Source organism: Rhizobacter sp. Root404, assembly GCF_001425865.1.
GTDB lineage: Bacteria > Pseudomonadota > Gammaproteobacteria > Burkholderiales > Burkholderiaceae_C > LMDS01.
The window spans coordinates 738630-755304 of the sequence record NZ_LMDS01000004.1 but is presented as its reverse complement, the minus strand read 5'-3'; the positions used below and the strand labels follow the sequence as shown (position 1 = coordinate 755304).

General features: G+C 70.4%; 15 protein-coding genes. 11 read left to right on the top strand and 4 right to left on the bottom strand.

Features of this window, described 5'->3' with window-relative positions:
• Nucleotides 1-86 precede the first annotated feature (86 nt).
• From ASC76_RS08140 to ASC76_RS08105, 8 genes are read left to right on the top strand one after another with little or no spacing between them, the layout of a single operon-like run.
• The gene (locus ASC76_RS08140) at nt 87-746 is read left to right on the top strand and encodes a fumarylacetoacetate hydrolase family protein (RefSeq protein WP_056464700.1); all 660 of its coding nucleotides are present in this window, start codon (nt 87-89) and stop codon (nt 744-746) included.
• Nucleotides 743-1501, top strand: coding sequence for a fumarylacetoacetate hydrolase family protein (locus ASC76_RS08135; protein WP_056464698.1), 759 nt, complete (start codon nt 743-745; stop codon nt 1499-1501). The genes ASC76_RS08140 and ASC76_RS08135 overlap by 4 nt, the downstream gene beginning before the upstream one ends.
• 1 nt (nt 1502) lies before the next feature.
• On the top strand, nt 1503-2960 hold the full coding sequence (hpaE, locus tag ASC76_RS08130) for a 5-carboxymethyl-2-hydroxymuconate semialdehyde dehydrogenase (RefSeq protein WP_056464696.1): 1458 nt from the start codon (nt 1503-1505) through the stop codon (nt 2958-2960).
• A gap of 1 nt (nt 2961) precedes the next feature.
• Nucleotides 2962-3288: an aromatic ring-opening dioxygenase LigA gene (locus tag ASC76_RS08125; RefSeq protein WP_056464694.1), complete on the top strand. Its 327-nt coding sequence runs from the start codon at nt 2962-2964 to the stop codon at nt 3286-3288.
• A gap of 4 nt (nt 3289-3292) precedes the next feature.
• On the top strand, nt 3293-4111 hold the full coding sequence (locus tag ASC76_RS08120; RefSeq protein WP_056464692.1) for an extradiol ring-cleavage dioxygenase: 819 nt from the start codon (nt 3293-3295) through the stop codon (nt 4109-4111).
• Nucleotides 4111-4521: a 5-carboxymethyl-2-hydroxymuconate Delta-isomerase gene (locus ASC76_RS08115; protein ID WP_056464690.1), complete on the top strand. Its 411-nt coding sequence runs from the start codon at nt 4111-4113 to the stop codon at nt 4519-4521. Before ASC76_RS08120 ends, ASC76_RS08115 begins: the two co-directional genes overlap by 1 nt.
• Before the next feature lie 7 nt (nt 4522-4528).
• Nucleotides 4529-5329, top strand: coding sequence for a 2-oxo-hept-4-ene-1,7-dioate hydratase (gene hpaH / locus ASC76_RS08110; protein ID WP_056464688.1), 801 nt, complete (start codon nt 4529-4531; stop codon nt 5327-5329).
• Between the two features lie 9 nt (nt 5330-5338).
• Nucleotides 5339-6082 (top strand): class II aldolase/adducin family protein, encoded by a 744-nt coding sequence (locus ASC76_RS08105; protein ID WP_056464685.1) that lies wholly within the window; start codon nt 5339-5341, stop codon nt 6080-6082.
• Here ASC76_RS08105 and ASC76_RS08100 read toward each other — a convergent pair.
• From ASC76_RS08100 to ASC76_RS08085, 4 genes are read right to left on the bottom strand one after another with little or no spacing between them, the layout of a single operon-like run.
• Nucleotides 6070-7176: a HAMP domain-containing sensor histidine kinase gene (locus ASC76_RS08100; protein WP_056464683.1), complete on the bottom strand. Its 1107-nt coding sequence runs from the start codon at nt 7174-7176 to the stop codon at nt 6070-6072. The genes ASC76_RS08105 and ASC76_RS08100 overlap by 13 nt on opposite strands.
• On the bottom strand, nt 7173-7778 hold the full coding sequence (locus ASC76_RS08095) for a chemotaxis protein CheB (RefSeq protein ID WP_056464682.1): 606 nt from the start codon (nt 7776-7778) through the stop codon (nt 7173-7175). The genes ASC76_RS08100 and ASC76_RS08095 overlap by 4 nt, the downstream gene beginning before the upstream one ends.
• Nucleotides 7778-8602, bottom strand: coding sequence for a protein-glutamate O-methyltransferase CheR (locus tag ASC76_RS08090; protein ID WP_056464680.1), 825 nt, complete (start codon nt 8600-8602; stop codon nt 7778-7780). The genes ASC76_RS08095 and ASC76_RS08090 overlap by 1 nt, the downstream gene beginning before the upstream one ends.
• A 3-nt stretch (nt 8603-8605) precedes the next feature.
• Complete coding sequence (locus ASC76_RS08085) at nt 8606-12094, bottom strand: response regulator (RefSeq protein ID WP_056464678.1); 3489 nt, start codon at nt 12092-12094, stop codon at nt 8606-8608.
• Between the two features lie 162 nt (nt 12095-12256).
• Between ASC76_RS08085 and ASC76_RS08080 the strand changes: the two genes are divergently transcribed.
• From ASC76_RS08080 to ASC76_RS08070, 3 genes are read left to right on the top strand one after another with little or no spacing between them, the layout of a single operon-like run.
• A complete protein-coding gene (locus ASC76_RS08080; RefSeq protein WP_056464676.1) occupies nt 12257-13408 on the top strand; it encodes an iron-containing alcohol dehydrogenase in 1152 nt (383 codons plus the stop codon).
• Between the two features lie 2 nt (nt 13409-13410).
• Nucleotides 13411-13791, top strand: coding sequence for a response regulator (locus ASC76_RS08075; RefSeq protein WP_082548914.1), 381 nt, complete (start codon nt 13411-13413; stop codon nt 13789-13791).
• A 22-nt stretch (nt 13792-13813) separates the two neighbouring features.
• Nucleotides 13814-16612: an ATP-binding protein gene (locus ASC76_RS08070; protein ID WP_235580386.1), complete on the top strand. Its 2799-nt coding sequence runs from the start codon at nt 13814-13816 to the stop codon at nt 16610-16612.
• Nucleotides 16613-16675 lie beyond the last annotated feature (63 nt).

The window sequence follows — 16675 nt, the reverse complement described above, 5'->3', positions numbered from 1 at the left end:
CCGACGCACCCATCCCGGGAAACTACCGAGACGCGCCGCCTCGACCGATCTTGCAATACTAATGTGTGAGTGATTAAACTGCGCAGATGCTTCCGCTCCCGCACCGCGGCACCGTCTACGGCACGCTGCTGAACCACGCCGACGCGCTCGCCGCGCTCGGCGACGCCGTTCACGCGCCGCCGTACAAGGCGCCACCGCAGGCACCGGTGCTCTACATCAAGCCGCGCAACACCTGGGTGGCGGATGGCGATGCGATCGTCGTGCCGGCCGGCGTCGAGGCGCTCGAGATCGGCGCCACGTTCGGGCTGGTGATCGGCCGCGCCGCCTGCCGGGTCGGCGAAGCCGAGGCGTTGCAGTTCGTCGCGGGCGCGGTGATCGTCAACGACGTCAGCGTGCCGCATGCGTCGTACTACCGGCCCTCGCTGCGCCTCAAGGCGCGCGACACGTTCTGCCCGATCGGCGCGATGGTGCCGCTCGCGGGCCTGGGCGCGCTCGACGCGCTGGCCATCACGGTCGAGATCGATGGCGAGGTCGTCCACCGCGCCGGCACCGCCGGGCTGATCCGGCCGGTCGCGCGGCTGCTCGCCGAGGTCAGCGCGTTCATCACGCTCGCGCCGGGCGATGTCCTGTCGGTCGGCGTCGCCGCCGGCGCGCCGCGCGCCCGGGCCGGCCAGCGCGTGCGCATCGCGATCGACGGGCTCGGCACGTTGACCAATCCGCTGGTCGCCGAAGGAGCGACGGCATGACGCGCACGGCCCGCGTCGCATTCGACGGCGCCATTCATCACGCCGCGCCGCACGCCGATGGCCTGCGCCTGGCCGATGGGCGCGTGCTCGCCGAGGACCGCGTCGTCTGGCTGCCGCCGTTCGAGCCCGGCACGATCATCGCGCTCGGCATCAACTACGCGGACCACGCAAAGGAGCTCGCGAAGGAGCTGACGCAGACCGCGCAGGACGAGCCGCTGGCGTTCCTGAAGGCGCCGAACACGCTGATCGGCCACCGCGGCACGACGCGCCGCCCGCGCGACGCGACCTTCATGCACTACGAATGCGAGCTCGCGGTCGTGATCGGCGCGGTCGCGAAGAACGTGAAACGCGCGGATGCGATGCGCGTCGTCGCCGGCTACACCGTCGCGAACGACTACGCGGTGCGCGACTACCTCGAGAACTGGTACCGGCCCAACCTGCGCGTGAAGAACCGCGACGGCTGCACGGCGATCGGCCCGTGGCTGGTCGACGCGGCCGACGTGCCCGACCCGCATGCGCTCGATCTGCGCACGTCGGTCAACGGCACGGTCAGGCAGCGCGGCAACACCCGCGACCTGATCAACGACGTGCCGGCGCTGATCGAGTACCTCAGCAGCTTCATGACGCTCGGGCCCGGCGACGTGATCCTGACCGGCACGCCCGAGGGCGTCGTCGACGTCAACCCGGGCGACGAGGTCGTCTGCGAGATCGACGGCATCGGCCGGCTCGCGAACAGCATCGTGGAAGGTGAATGACATGCGCATCCAGCATCTGATCGACGGCCGCAGCGTCGAAGGCCGCGACTACTTCGAGACCGTGAACCCCGCCACCCAGGAGGTGCTCGCCGAGGTCGCGTCGGGCGGCGCCGCGGAGATCGACGCCGCCGTCGCCGCCGCGAAGGCCGCGTTTCCGAAGTGGGCCGCCACGCCGGCCGCCGAGCGCGCGAAGATGATGGTGCGGCTCGGCGACCTGATCAAGCAGCACGTGCCCGAGATCGCCGAGCTCGAGACCCGCGATACGGGCCAGACGATCTCGCAGACCGGCAAGCAGCTGGTGCCGCGCGCGGCCGACAACTTCTACTACTTCGCCGAGATGTGCACCCGGGTCGACGGGCACACCTACCCGACGCCGACGCACCTGAACTACACGCTGTTCCATCCGGTCGGCGTGTGCGCGTTGATCTCGCCCTGGAACGTGCCGTTCATGACCGGCACCTGGAAGCTCGCGCCGTGCCTCGCGTTCGGCAACACCGCGGTGCTGAAGATGAGCGAACTCTCGCCGCTCAGCATCTCGCGCTTCGGCGAGTTGGCGACCGAGGCCGGGCTGCCGAAGGGCGTGCTGAACATCGTCCACGGCTTCGGCCGGGAAGCCGGGGAGCCGCTGTGCGCACATCCCGACGTGCGTGCGATCTCGTTCACCGGCTCCACGGCCACCGGCCAGCGCATCGTCAAGAACGCCGGGCTGAAGAAGTTCAGCATGGAACTCGGCGGCAAGAGTCCGTTCGTCGTGTTCGACGATGCCGATGTGGACCGCGCGCTCGACGCCGCGCTGTTCATGATCTTCTCCAACAACGGCGAGCGCTGCACCGCCGGTTCGCGCATCCTGGTGCACAAGCGCCTCTACGCCGACTTCGCGCAGCGCTTCGCGGCCCGGGCCGCGCGCATCTCCGTCGGCGATCCGCTGAACGATGCCACGCTGATCGGGCCGATGATAAGTCCGGCGCACCTGGCCAAGGTGCGCAGCTACATCGAACTCGGCCCGAAGGAGGGCGCGACGATCCTGACCGGCGGGCTCGAGGCGCCCGACCTGCCCGAGGCGCTGCGCCGCGGCAACTTCGTGCGCCCGACCGTGTTCGCCGACGTGCGCAACGACATGCGCATCGCCCAGGAGGAGATCTTCGGCCCGGTTGCGTGCCTGATCCCTTTCGACGACGAAGCCGACGCGATCCGGCAGGCCAACGACATCCCGTACGGACTGTCGAGCTACGTCTGGACCGAGAACGTGGGCCGCGCCCACCGGGTGGCCGCGGCGATCGAGGCCGGCATGTGCTTCGTCAACAGCCAGAACGTGCGCGACCTGCGCCAGCCGTTCGGCGGCACCAAGGCCAGCGGCACCGGGCGCGAAGGCGGCACCTGGAGCTACGAGGTGTTCCTCGAGCCGAAGAACGTCGCCGTGTCGCTCGGCGCGCACCACATTCCGCATTGGGGGGCGTGACGTGTCGCTCTACGGCCTGCAGAAGTTCCTCTACCACCTGAACCGCGAGCCGCGCGTGCAGCAGCGTTTTCGCGACGAGCCGGCCGCACTGCTGGGCGAGTACCCGCTCGACGCCGAGGAGCGCGGCGCGATCGAGCGCGGCGACATCGGCCTGATCTACGTGCTCGGCGCGAACGGCCAGCTGCTGATGCACTACGCCGCCTTCCTCGGCATGCCATGGCCCGACTATCTGCAGGCGATGCGGGACGGTGTTGCCCGGCACGGCCCGGTGCGCGCCGGCGTCTACACGATGACGACCGGCATGGACGAGAAGGTCGCGGGGGTATGACGCCATGAGCCTCGTCTTCGCCGCCGTCTGCAGCCACGCGCCCGGCATCACCGGCCGCGCCCACCTCGCCGACCCCGACACCAAGGATGCGTTCCACGCCGCCTTCTACGGACTCGGCCGCGAGCTGCGGGCCGCGCGGCCCGACGCGGTGATCGTCGTCGGCGCCGAGCACTTCGGCAACTTTTTCATGAACAACATGCCGGCCTTCGCGATCGGAATGGCCGACGAGTACGAGGGCCCGATCGAGGACCCGACCTGGCTCGGCATCGAACGCACCAGCGTGCCGGGCAACGCGGCCCTGTCGCGCCGGATCATCACCGAGGTGATGCAGACGGTCGACGTCGCGTTCGCCGAGGAATGGAAGTTCGACCACGCGATCGCCGTGCCGCTGCACTTCCTGACGCCTCACTACGACATCCCGGTGATCCCCGCCAACATCAACTGCCAGGGCCCGCCGCTGACGCCGCTGCACCGCGCCTGGGCCTTCGGCGAGGCGCTGCGGCGCGCGGCCGACAGCGTGCCCGAGCGGATCGCGATCGTCGGCACCGGCGGCATCAGCCACTGGCCGGCCACGCCCGATTCCGGCAAGGTCAACGAGGCCTGGGACCGCGAGTTCCTGGACCGCTGGTCGCGCAACGACAAGACCGCGCTGCTGTCCTACACCGACGCCGCCTGTTACCGTGACGGCGGGCAGGGCGCGTTCGAGATCCGCACCTTCATCGCCGTCGCGGCCGCGGCGGGTGGTGCGGGCACGGTGCGGTACGTGCAACCGATCCCGATCTTCGCGGTGAGTTGCACCGTGGGCACGATGGAGGTGGCCTGATGCCGCACCTGACGATTCTCTACAGCGACAACCTCGACGCGCAGGCCAACATGAACGCGCTGTGCCGGACGCTGGCCGACACGATGATCGCGCAGGTCGACGAGGCCGGCGCGGCGGTGTTCCCGATCGGCGGCACGCGCGTGCTCGCATACCCGGCGCCGCGCTACGCGATCGCCGATGGCCAGTCCGACTACGCGTTCGCGTACCTGAACCTGCGAATGAAGCGCGGCCGCAGCGAGGCGACGCAGCAGCGCATCGGAAGCGCGCTGCTGGAGGCGGCGCGATCGTTCTTCGAGCCGATCCAGGCGCGGCGGCTGGTCGGCGTGACGCTGCAGATCGATGTCGGCGACGAGGTGTTCGACGCCAAGCTCAGCAACCTGCACCCGCTGTTCGAGAAGAAGAAGGACTGACCCCCCGATGCTGCCGCAAGACACGATCGCCGCGCTCGCCCTCGAGCTGCAGGCGGCGCGCAGGAGCCGCGTCGCGCTGCGCCACTTCTCGACGCGCTTCCCCGGCATGACGCTGGACGACGGCTATGCGATCCAGCGCGCCTGGGTGGCGCTGGAGATCGCCGACGGCAGGCGCGTCCAGGGCCGCAAGATCGGGCTGACCTCGCGGGCGATGCAGCTGTCGAGCCAGATCGACGAGCCCGATTTCGCGCCGCTGATGGACGACATGTTCTTCGCGCCCGGCGACATCCCGACCGATCGCTTCATCGCGCCGCGGGTCGAGGTCGAGCTTGCGTTCATCCTTGGCGGGCCCCTGCGCGGCCCGGGCGTGACGCAGGCCGACGTGCTCGCGGCCACCGAGCTCGTGACGCCGGCGATCGAGATCATCGACGCGCGCATCGAGCAGTTCGACCGCGACACCAAGGCGCCGCGCAAGGTCTTCGACACGATCAGCGACTTCGCCGCCAACGCCGGCATCGTGCTCGGCGGCCGGCGCGTGCCGCCGGCCGAGCTCGACTTGCGCTGGGTCGGCGCGATCCTGCAGAAGAACGGCGTCGTCGAGGAGACCGGCCTCGCCGCCGGCGTGCTCGGCCACCCGGCGCACGGCGTGGCGTGGCTCGCCAACCGGATTGCCCCCTACGGCGAGCAACTCGACGCCGGTGACGTGGTGCTCGCCGGCTCGTTCACGCGCCCGACCCCCGCGCAGGCCGGCGACGAGTTCGCCGTCGACTACGGGCCGCTCGGCTCGATCGCCCTCCGTTTCGTCTGAGCCGACACGATGAACATCGCCTGCACTCCGGAAGAATGGGCCGCGCGCGTCCAGCTCGCCGCGGCCTACCGCATCTTCGACCGCCTCGGCTGGGGCGAGCTGATCTACAACCACATCTCGCTGCGCGTGCCGGGGCCGGACGCGCACTTCCTGATCAACCCGTTCGGCCTCCACTACAGCGAGGTCAAGGCGTCCAACCTCGTCAAGGTCGACGTCCACGGCCAGGTGATCGGCCACAGCGACTGGCCGATCAACCCGGCCGGCTTCACGTTCCACGGCAAGATCCACGAGACGCTGACCGACGCGCATTGCGTGATGCACGTCCACACCACGCCGACGATGGCGGTGTGCTGCCTGGACGAGGGCCTGAGCTTCACCAACTTTTACGCCGCGCAGCTGTTCGGCAAGGTCGCGTACCACGAGTTCGAGGGCATCACCGTGCATGCCGACGAGGGCGCGCGCATCCTCGCCAGCGCCGGCGGCAAGCCGGTGCTGCTGCTGCGCAACCACGGCCCGGTGACGATCGGCGCCAACCTCGCGCAGGCGTTCGGGCTGATGTGGCTGCTGCAGCGCGCCTGCGAGGTGCAGCTGGCCACGCTTTCGATGGGCCGGCCGCGTGCCATCGCGCCCCCGGTGCTCGAAGCCTGCGTGCGCGATTCGCTGCAGTACGACCCGCGCTTCGGCGCCGGGCAGGACGCGTTCGACGCGCTGCAGCGCCTCGTCGATCGCACCGACCCGAGCTACCGGGACTGAGCGTCGCGCGGCAGCTCGACCGAGAAGCGGGTCGAGTCGGTGGCGGCGTCGACCGCCACGTCGATCCGCCCGCCGTGGGCCCGCACGATCTGGTCGACGATGTACAGGCCCAGGCCAAGTCCGTCGGCCCGCTCCGAGCCGGTGCGTCCGCTGCGGAACGGATCGAAGATGTGCGGCAGGATATCTTCCGGAACGGCACCCTCGTTCGTGACGCTCAGGTTCACGGCGTCCGGGCGCGAGCCGTCCACCCGGACCTCGATCGTGCAGTCCGGCCGGCCGTGGATCAGCGCGTTGCCGAGCAGGTTGGCCATGACCTGGCTGATGCGGTCGCCATCCCATCGACCGTGCGTGTCGCCCGAGCGCCGGACTGCCAGCTCGCGATTCGGGAACATCACGCGCCGCTCCTGGGCCGCCTTCTCGGCGATGTCGCCGAGGTCGACGGCCTGGCGGACGATCGTGATGCCGCCCCCGACGCGCGCACGGCTCAGGTCCAGCAGGTCCTCGATCATCCGGCCCATCCACTTGCAGCTGTGCACCATGCGCGCGCTGAGCTTGCGGACCGATTCGTCCGGGCCCCGGGCGAGCGCCTGGGCCGAGATGCTCATCGCGGTCAGCGGCCCGCGCAGGTCATGGCCGAGCACCGCAGTGAACATCTCGTTCAGGCGCAGCGTCTCGCGCAGGCTGTCGAGCTGCGCTTCGAGCTGCATGTTCTGGCGGTGCAGCCGGAAGAACACGCTGGCCTTGCTCTTCAGCACGTGCGATTCGATCGGCTTGAACAGGAAGTCGACCGCGCCGCTTTCGTAGCCCTTGAACATGCGCTGCTGGTCGCGCGCACCGGCGGTGACGAAGATGATCGGGATGCGCCGGGTGCGTTCGCTGCCGCGCATCATCTCGGCGAGCTCGAAGCCGTCGATCTCGGGCATCTGCACGTCGAGCAGCGCGAGGGCGACGTCGTGCACGAGCAGCAACTCCAGCGCCTCGACGGCCGAGCGGGCCTGCAGGACCTCGACGTCCTCGGCCCGCAGCAGGGCGGACAGCGCGACCAGGTTCTCGGCGACGTCGTCGACGATCAGGCACTTCACGGCGGTCGTCACGGCCGAACCTCCGGCGCCGGTGACAACCGCTGCAGCAGCGCCGCGATGCCGTCCAGCGCCAGCACGTGATCCGGTTGGGCACGCTGCAGCGCCGATGCGGGCATCAGCGACGCCTGTGCGGTCTGCGGGTCCTGCACCACGGTGACGCCGCCGGCCCGCTTGATGGCCAGCAGGCCGGCGGCGCCGTCCTGGTTCGCGCCGGTCAGCACGATGCCCATCAGGCGCTCGGCGTAAACGTCCGCCGCGGACTCGAACAGTACATCCACCGAGGGCCGCGAATAGAGCACGGGGTCGTCGATCGACAACGCGATCTGCGGCCCGTTGTCCACCAGCAGGTGGTAGTCGGGCGGCGCGATGTAGACCGTGCCCGGTTCGATCGGCTGCTTGTCGACGGCTTCGAGGACCGGCAGCGCGCACTTGCGGCCGAGGATCTCCGGCAGCAGGCTGCGTCGGTCCTTCGGCAGGTGCAGCACGATCAGCACCGCGAACGCCGCGTCGGCGCGCAGCCCGCCGAGCACGCTCGACAGGGCCTCGACGCCGCCCGCGGAGGTGCCGATCACGACCGCGTCGATCGGGCGGGCCGCGCTGGCGTGCCCGGCCATCACTCGGCCACCTTCCGGAAGATCCGCTCGCCGCGCACGAACTCCTCGAAGGCGTCGGCCTGATCGGAAAAGCGCATCGATTCCTTCGAACCGAGCCCGAGGAAGCCGCGCCGGCACAGCGAGTCGCGGAACAGCCCGAGCGCGCGGTTCTGCAGCGCGCGGTCGAAGTAGATCAGCACGTTGCGGCACGAGACCAGCTGCACTTCGGCGAACACGCTGTCGGTCGCCAGGCTGTGGTCCGAGAACAGGATGTGCTCGCGCAGCCGCTTGTCGAACACCGCGCGACCGTACGCGGCGGTGTAGTAGTCCGCGAGCGAGCGGGTCGCGCCGGAACGCTGGTGGTTCGCGGTGAACGAAGCGATCCGCTCGAGCTCGAACACCCCGGCCTCGGCGCGCCGCAGCGCCTGCGGGTTGATGTCGGTCGCGTAGATGATCGTGCGTTCGAGCAGCCCTTCCTCTTGCAGCAGGATGGCGAGCGAATAGGCCTCCTCGCCGGCACTGCAGCCGGCCACCCAGACCTTCAGCGACGGGTAGGTGCGCAGGTGCGGCATGACCTGCGTGCGCAGCGCGAGGAAGTACTCCGGATCGCGGAACATCTCGCTGACCTGCACGGTCAGGTAGTCGAGCAGCGTCGTGAACACCGTCGAATCGTTGAGCAGCCGGTCCTGCAACTGCGACAGGCTCTCGCAGCCGAACCGCCCCATCGCCGCCTTCATGCGGCGCTTCAGCGAGGCCGCGGCGTAGCCCCTGAAGTCGAAGTGGTACTTCAGGTAGACGGCGTCGACGAGCAGTTTCAGCTCGATGTCGAAGGTGCTCGCGGTCATCGCCTACTTCGGCATCCAGACCCGCACCAGCGACAGCAGCTTGTCGACATCGAGCGGCTTGGCGATGTAGTCGTTCGCGCCGGCGGCCAGGCACTTCTCCTGGTCGTCGCGCATCGCCTTCGCGGTCAGCGCGATGATCGGCAGCTTCTTCCAGACCGGCTGCTTGCGGATCTCGCGCATCGCGGTGAAGCCGTCCATCTCCGGCATCATGATGTCCATCAGCACCAGGTCGATCGGCTTGCCGCCGGGGCTGCGGCTGCGCTCCAGCTGCTCCAGCGCCTCGCGGCCGTTGCGCGCCAGCTCCACCGTCGCGCCCTTCGGCTCGAGCACGCTGGTCAGCGCGAACACGTTGCGCACGTCGTCCTCGACGACGAGGATGCGGCGCCCGTCCAGCGACGCATCGCGGTCGCGCGCGACCATCAGCATCCGCTGCGCCTCGGCCGGCAGCGACGACTCGACCTGGTGCAGGAACAGCGTCACCTCGTCGAGCAGGCGCTCGGGCGAGCGCGCGTCCTTGACGATGATCGATTTCGAGAAGCGCCGCAGCTGCTGCTCCTCGTCGCGGGTCAGCGAGCGGCCGGTGTAGACGATCACCGGCGGGAACGAGGCGTCGCCCTGCGCCGCCATCTTCTCGAGCAGTTCGTAGCCGCTGAGGTCGGGCAGGTTGAGGTCCATGATCATGCAGTCGAAGGTCGTCGTGCGCAGCTGCTCCAGCGCCGCGGCGGCCGTCGCGACGCCGACGATCTGGACCCCGTCGTTGCCGAGCAGCTTGTCGATGCTCTCACGCTGGCGGGTGTCGTCCTCCACCACCAGCACGCGGCGCAGGCGCGCCGAGAAGGTGGATTCGAGCCGCTGCAGCGCCGCGACCAGCTGGGTGCGCTGGACCGGCTTGAGGTCGTACCCGATGGCGCCGCGTTCCATCGCCTCCCGGATGTAGTCGGCCACCGACAGCACGTGGACCGGGATGTGCCGCGTGCGCGAGTCGTGCTTGAGCTGGTCGAGCACGCCGAGGCCCGAATGGTCGGGCAGGTTCATGTCGAGCAGGATCGCGCTCGGCCGGTACTCCAGCGCGGCCCGCACGCCCTCGCCGGCCGAGTGCGTGACGACGCACTGGAATGCCATCTCGTGCGCCAGGTCGACCAGGATGGCGGCGAAGCGCAGGTCGTCCTCGATCACCAGGATCAGCCGCGAGTCGGCGCGCAGCGCGTCGCGGTCGTCGGGGACCTTGCGGGCGAACGACGCCGGCGGCGGTGGTGACCAGGCGGCGATCGGCGTGTCGCCGCGCTCGCTGGACTCGCTGGACTCGCTGGATGACGGCGGGAACGCGGCGGGCAGGGCGGCCGGCCGCGCCGCTGCGGCCGCCGCGCGGGACGCGACGCTGCCCGCATCGAACTCGCACGGCAGCGTCAGCGTGAACACGCTGCCCTCGCCGGGCGTGCTGCGGACCTCGATGTCGCCGCCGAGCAGGCGCGCCAGGTCGCGCGAGATCGACAGGCCCAGGCCGGTGCCGCCGTACTTGCGGTGGGTGCTGCCGTCGGCCTGGCGGAACGCCTCGAAGATCAGCTCCTGGTGTTCCGGGGCGATGCCGATGCCGCTGTCCGACACCGCGAACGACACGCTCGGCCCCGGCCCGGCCGCCACGCGCAGCCGCACCGCGCCGCGCTCGGTGAACTTCAGGGCGTTGGAGAGCAGGTTCTTCAGGATCTGCCCGAGGCGTTGCGGGTCGGTGGTGATCGTGGCAGGCGCGCCGGGATCGACCTCCGCCGCCAGCCGCAGATCCTTCTGCTCGGCCAGCGGCTGCATCGTCTTGACCAGCGTGTCGACCGTGGCGGCGATGCGCACCGGCTCGATGCCGACCTCGACCTTGCCGGCCTCGATCTTGGACAGGTCGAGGATGTCGTTGATCAGGCTCAGCAGGTCGCGGCCCGCGGACAGGATGGTGCCGGCGAACTTGACCTGTTCCGCGTTCAGGTTGCCGGGCCGGTTGTCGGCCAGCAGCTTGGCCAGGATCAGCGTCGAGTTGAGCGGCGTGCGCAGCTCGTGGCTCATGTTCGCGAGGAACTCGCTCTTGTACTGGTTGGAGCGCTCCAGGTCGCGTGCCTTGTCGGCCAGCGTCGCGCGCGATTGCTCCAGGTCGTCGCGCTGGTGCTCCAGCAGCTGCGCCTGTTCCTCCAGCTGCGAATTGGTCTGCTCCAGTTCCGTCTGCTGGGATTCGAGCTGCAGCTGAGATTCCTTGAGGGCCCGCGACTGCTCCTCCAGCTCCTCGTTGCTGACCCGCAGTTCCTCCTGCTGCGCCTGCAGCTCCTCGGCCTGGCGCTGGGTCTCCTCCAGCAGCTCCTCGAGCCGGGAGCGGTCGCGCGCGGTGCGCACCGCGATCGCGATCAGTTCGGACAGGCGCTTCAGCAGCTCGGTCTCGGTCGCGTGCACCGGCCGCAGGAAGCCCAGCTCGATGGCCGCGTAGCTGACGTCATCGACCACCGCGGGGGCGATCAGCAGCTCGCGTGCGGTCGCCTGGCCGAGGGCCGAATCGACCACCAGGTAGCCATCGGGGACGTCGGCGACATGCATCGCGCGCCGGTCCTTGATCGCCTGTCCGAGCAGGCCCTGTGTCGGCCGCACGGTGGCGGCACTGCGGGCGGCCGCGAAGGCGGCGAAGCGCTGGAGCGTGCCGTCGTTCTCGACCGTGTAGATCGCGCCGACCTGCGCATCGAGGTAGCGCGCCACGCAGTCGATGACGATCTGTCCCAGCTCGTCCAGCCGCCGGTCGCCCTGGATCGCCAGGCTCAGCTTGGCCGTGCCGGCCCGCAGCCACGCCTCCGCCTCCTGCGCGCGGTGCGCGCGCGAGGCGACGACCGCCGCGCCGCCGATCAACACCAGCAGGATCAGCGCGCCCACGCCCTGCACGAGCACCGAGCTCGCTGCCGCGTCCTCCCACGCCTGTTGCCGCGTCGCGAGCAGGCGCTGCTGGTCGGCCGACATCTCCGCGGCGATCGCCCGGATGCGTTCCATCGTGGCGCGGCCGCGGTCGCTGGCGACGATCTCCAGCGCCCCCGCCGCGTCGCCGGCCCGGCGCTTCGCGATCGTCAGGTCGAGTTCGTCGAGCTTGTCCTTGACGAGCTTCTCCAGCATCGCCAGGCGATGCTGCTGGTCGGCGGCGTCGAGAGTCAGTTCGCGCACCCGCTTGAAGTCCTCGGGCAGCGCCGCCTTGGCATTCATGTACGGGTCGAGATAGCGTTCGCTGCCGGTCAGCAGGTAGCCGCGCTGGCCGGTCTCGGCATCCTTCAGCGTCGACATCAACGCCTGCAGGCGCTCCAGCACGCTGAAGGTCTGGCTGACGAGTTCGGCCGCGGTCTGGCGGGTCTGTAGCGACTGGTAGGAGACCAGCGAGATGACGGCGACCGCGACCACCCCGAGGATGAAGCCGACAAGCGCCGTGATCGGGAGCGGCAGTCGACCGTGTGGTCCGCGCAGGCGCGTCACCGCCGCGGCCATCCGGCGCTGCTCGTCGAGCCCTTTCTCGGGACGTCCATCTCGTTTGCTCCCCTGGGAGGGGCGCCAAAGCCATTTGTGAACAACTATACACAGCGCACTGGTATCGTTGCACGTGTGCTACGTGCACGCTTCCCTCGCACTTCTCGTCCCCGACTCCGCTCCATGGCCCTGATCTATTACCTCACCCACGTGCACCTCGAGTTCGGGGCGCGCAAGCTGCTGGCGGCCGAGTGCGAGCGTGTCGGCATCCGCAAGCCGCTGATCGTCACCGATGCCGGCGTGCGCGCGGCGGGCGTGCTGCAGAAGGTGCTGGATGCGCTGCCGGCCTCGCTGCAGGGCCCGGGTGGCTTCATCGTCTACGACCGCACGCCGTCCAACCCGACCGAGGCCGCCGTGCGCGAGGCGGCGGCGCTGTACCGCGAGCATGGCTGCGACGGACTGATCGCGGTCGGCGGCGGCTCGTCGCTCGACTGCGCGAAGGGCGTCGCGATCGCCGCGACCCATCCCGGCCCGCTCGTCACCTACGCCACCATCGAGGGAGGCAGCGGCAAGATCACCGAGGCCACGGCGCCGCTGATCGCGGTGCCGACCACCTCGGGCACCGGCAGCGAGGTCGCGCGCGGCGCGATCGTGATCACCGACGACCACCGCAAGCTCGGCTTTCATTCGTGGCACCTGCTGCCGCGCTCGGCGATCTGCGACCCCGAGCTGACGCTCGGCCTGCCGCCCGGCCTGACCGCCGCGACCGGCATGGACGCGATCGCGCACTGCATGGAAACCTTCATGGCCGCGGCCTTCAACCCGCCCGCCGACGGCATCGCGCTCGATGGCCTGGAGCGCGGCTGGGCCCACATCGAACGCGCGACCCGCGACGGCCAGGACCGCGATGCCCGCCTGAACATGATGAGCGCGTCGATCCAGGGCGCGATGGCGTTCCAAAAGGGCTTGGGTGCGGTGCACTCGCTGTCGCACAGCCTCGGCGGCGCGAACCCGAAGCTGCACCACGGCACGCTCAACGCGATGTTCCTGCCCGCGGTCGTGCGCTTCAATGCCAGCGCCGAGAGCGTGGCCCGTGAGCACCGGCTCGACCGGATGGCGCGCGCGATGGGGCTGGCCAGCGGCGGCGACATCCCCGACGCGATCCGCGACCTGAACGCACGCCTGGGCCTGCCGTCCGGCCTGGCCGCGATGGGCGTCGGGCACGCGATGTTCGACCGGATCGTCAGCGGCGCGCTGGCCGACCACTGCCACAAGACCAACCCGCGGATCGCGACCGATGACGAGTACCGGGCGCTGCTCGAGGACTCGCTGTGACGATGGCGGGCCGCGCCGCGCCGCTGCGCATCCTCTACGTCGAGGACAACGACGATCTGCGCGAGACGATCGGCATGCTGCTCGAATCCGACGTGCGCGAGGTCACGACCGTGCCGAACGCGGAGGCCGCGCTCGCCACCTGGCAGCCCGGCCGGTTCGACGTGCTCGTCACCGACGTCAGCCTGCCCGGCATGTCCGGCACCGCGCTGGCGCGCGAAGTGCTGGCCCTCGACCGCCAGCAGTGGGTGGTGCTGTGCTCGGGCTACGGCTTCGGCCAGGAACTGGGCACGCTCGGCACGAACGTGCGTTCGCTGCCGAAGCCGTTCGAACTCGATGAACTCGATGCGCTGATGGACGAGATCGTCGCCGCGATGCGACGCTGATCTCGCTCGGCCCGATCCTGACTTGATCCCGCCGGACCCGTCAGCCGCCGACGTTCCGTACGCCGACATCTTCGTCGGCCAGAGCGACATGGCGAACCTGATGCGCCGGCACGACTGGGCCGCCACGCCGCTCGGGCCGCCCGAGCACTGGCCCGAGACGCTGAAGGTCGCGCTGCGCATCCTGCTGACCTCGCGCTTCGAGATGTGGCTGGGCTGGGGACCGGAGGTCGCGTTCTTCTACAACGACGCCTACCGACCGACCCTCGGCCACAAGCACCCGGCTGCGCTGGCGAGGCCCACGCGCGAACTGTGGGCCGAGATCTGGGACGACATCCGCGGCCGGATCGAGTCGGTCTACCGCGACGGCGTCGCCACCTGGGACCGTGCGCTGCACCTCGTGCTGGAGCGCTCCGGCTACCCTGAAGAGACGTACCACACCTTCTCGTACAGCCCGCTGCTCGGCGCCGGCGGCCGGGTCGAGGGCCTGTTCTGCGCCGTCAGCGAGGAGACCGAGCGCGTGCTCAGCGAGCGCCGCCTCGCGACGCTCAGCCTGCTGTCCGCCGGCATGGCGAAGGGCGACACCCGCGCCCGTGCCATGGCGGCGGCCGGCGACGCGCTGCGCGCGGCCGGGCGCGACTTCCCGTTCTCGCTGGCCTACCTGTTCGACGCCGACGGCCGGCCGCATCTGGCCGCGGCGCAGGGCGTGGAGCCGCCCAGCGCGCTCACGCCGCTCGCGCTCGATGACGCCGCGGCCGCGCGCTGGCGCGCCGCCGAGGTCTATGCCGGCGCCAACGAGTTCGCGATCGAACTCGAACCGGCCGCCGGTCCCTGGCCGACGGGCCCGTGGCCGCTGCCCCCGCAACGGGCGCTGGTGCTGGCGATCGGCGGCAAGGGCGTGTCGCGACCGTCCGGTCTGCTGGTCCTGGCGTTGAACCGCTACCGCCCGGCCGATGGCGACCTGCCGGACTATGCCCGCCTGCTGGCCGGCCAGATCGGCGCCGGCCTCGACAACGCCGACGCGTACGACGCCGAGCGCCGCCGCGCCGCGGAGCTGGCGGAGGCGATCCAGCTGCGCCAGGAGGCGGCCGAGGTGCTGCGCCACGCCAACCTGCAACTGTCGGCCGAGGTGCGGGCCCGGACCGCCGAGCGCGACCGTCTGCGCAGCCTGTTCCAGCAGGCGCCGGGCTTCATGTGCGTGCTCGGCGGCCCGGAGCATCGCTACGAGCTGATCAACGAGTCGTATGCGCAGCTGATCGGCCACCGCGACGTGACTGGCAAGCCGATCCGCGACGCGCTGCCCGAACTGGAGGGCCAGGGCTTCTTCGAACTGCTCGGCGAGGTCTATGCCAACGGCGTGCCCTACATCGGTCGCGGCGTGCCGGTGATGCTGCAGCGCGAGCCGGACGCGCCGCTCGAGGAGCGCTTTCTCGACTTCGTCTACCAGCCGATCTTCGACGACGGCGGACGCGTCAGCGGCATCTTCGCCGAAGGCGGCGACGTCACCGAGCAGATCCGCGCCGAACGCGCGCTGCTCGAACTCAACAGCACGCTGGAGACGCGCATCGCCGAGCGCACCGAGGAGCTGGGCACTGCGCTGCAAAGGCTGCGCCGCGAGGCGGCCGAGCGCGAAGCGGCCCAGGAGGCGCTGCGGCAGTCGCAGAAGATGGAAGCGGTCGGCCAGCTGACCGGCGGCATCGCGCACGACTTCAACAACCTGCTGCAGGGCATCACCGGCTCGCTCGCGCTGGTGCGGCGGCGGCTCGAGCAGGGGCGCACCAACGAAGTCGACCGCTTCATCGCCGACGCGAGCCATTCCGCCAAGCGCGCCGCCGCGCTGACCCACCGCCTGCTGGCGTTCTCGCGCCGCCAGCCGCTCGACCCGAAGCCGGTCCACGCGAACCCGCTGATCGCGTCGATGGCGGACCTGCTGCGCCGCACGCTGGGTGAGCGCATCGCGCTGGAACTCGCGCTGCTCGACGGGTTGTGGCTGACGCTGTGCGACGCCAACCAGCTCGAGAACGCGGTGCTGAACCTGTGCATCAACGCGCGCGATGCGATGCCCGACGGCGGCACGCTGACGGTGGCCACCGACAACCTCGAGGTCGAGCCGGACGGCCTCGGCCGGCAAGGCGAGCTCGCGCCGGGCGCCTACATCCGCATTGCCGTCACCGATACCGGCACCGGCATGGCGCCCCAGGTGGTGTCGCGCGCGTTCGATCCGTTCTTCACGACCAAGCCGCTCGGGCAGGGCACCGGGCTCGGTTTGTCGATGATCTACGGCTTCGCGCGCCAGTCCGGCGGCGACGTGCGCATCGACAGCGAGCCGGGCCGGGGCACGACCGTGCGCCTGTTCCTGCCGCGCTACCGCGGCGAGCCGCTCGCTCTCCCCGGCGAGGCCGCCGGGACCGGCGCGCACCGCGCGAACGCCGGCGACGCGGTGCTGGTGATCGAGGACGAGGCGGTGGTGCGCAGCCTGATCGTCGAGGTGCTGGGCGACCTGGGTTACCAGGCGATCGAGGCGGCCGACGGACCGAGCGGCCTGGCGATCCTGATGGGCCCGCGCAAGATCGACCTGCTCGTCACGGACATCGGGCTGCCGGGCCTGAACGGACGCCAGGTGGCCGACGCGGCGCGCGTGCACCGGCCCGAGCTGAAGGTGCTGCTGATGACCGGCTACGCGGAGAACGCGCTGGCGGTCGCGAACATGCTCGATGCCGGCATGGCGCTGATCACCAAGCCGTTCGCGATCGAGGACCTGACCGAGCGCCTGCGCGAGATGATGCGACCCGCCGGTCCCCCCACGTCGAGCCCGGGCCTGTAGGACGACGGCGCCAGCGCAACCACGGCCGCGTCCGGTTCCACCCGCAGGATCGCGCCCGCACCA

What these genes read in the sequence shown, in the direction of transcription:
- ASC76_RS08140 (WP_056464700.1), top strand. Translation starts at nt 87, where the DNA reads ATGCTTCCGCTCCCGCACCGCGGCACCGTCTACGGCACGCTGCTGAAC.
- ASC76_RS08135 (WP_056464698.1), top strand. Translation starts at nt 743, where the DNA reads ATGACGCGCACGGCCCGCGTCGCATTCGACGGCGCCATTCATCACGCC.
- hpaE (WP_056464696.1), top strand. Translation starts at nt 1,503, where the DNA reads ATGCGCATCCAGCATCTGATCGACGGCCGCAGCGTCGAAGGCCGCGAC.
- ASC76_RS08120 (WP_056464692.1), top strand. Translation starts at nt 3,293, where the DNA reads ATGAGCCTCGTCTTCGCCGCCGTCTGCAGCCACGCGCCCGGCATCACC.
- ASC76_RS08115 (WP_056464690.1), top strand. Translation starts at nt 4,111, where the DNA reads ATGCCGCACCTGACGATTCTCTACAGCGACAACCTCGACGCGCAGGCC.
- hpaH (WP_056464688.1), top strand. Translation starts at nt 4,529, where the DNA reads ATGCTGCCGCAAGACACGATCGCCGCGCTCGCCCTCGAGCTGCAGGCG.
- ASC76_RS08105 (WP_056464685.1), top strand. Translation starts at nt 5,339, where the DNA reads ATGAACATCGCCTGCACTCCGGAAGAATGGGCCGCGCGCGTCCAGCTC.
- ASC76_RS08095 (WP_056464682.1), bottom strand. Translation starts at nt 7,778, where the DNA reads ATGGCCGGGCACGCCAGCGCGGCCCGCCCGATCGACGCGGTCGTGATC.
- ASC76_RS08090 (WP_056464680.1), bottom strand. Translation starts at nt 8,602, where the DNA reads ATGACCGCGAGCACCTTCGACATCGAGCTGAAACTGCTCGTCGACGCC.
- ASC76_RS08085 (WP_056464678.1), bottom strand. Translation starts at nt 12,094, where the DNA reads ATGGCCGCGGCGGTGACGCGCCTGCGCGGACCACACGGTCGACTGCCG.
- ASC76_RS08080 (WP_056464676.1), top strand. Translation starts at nt 12,257, where the DNA reads ATGGCCCTGATCTATTACCTCACCCACGTGCACCTCGAGTTCGGGGCG.
- ASC76_RS08075 (WP_082548914.1), top strand. Translation starts at nt 13,411, where the DNA reads ATGGCGGGCCGCGCCGCGCCGCTGCGCATCCTCTACGTCGAGGACAAC.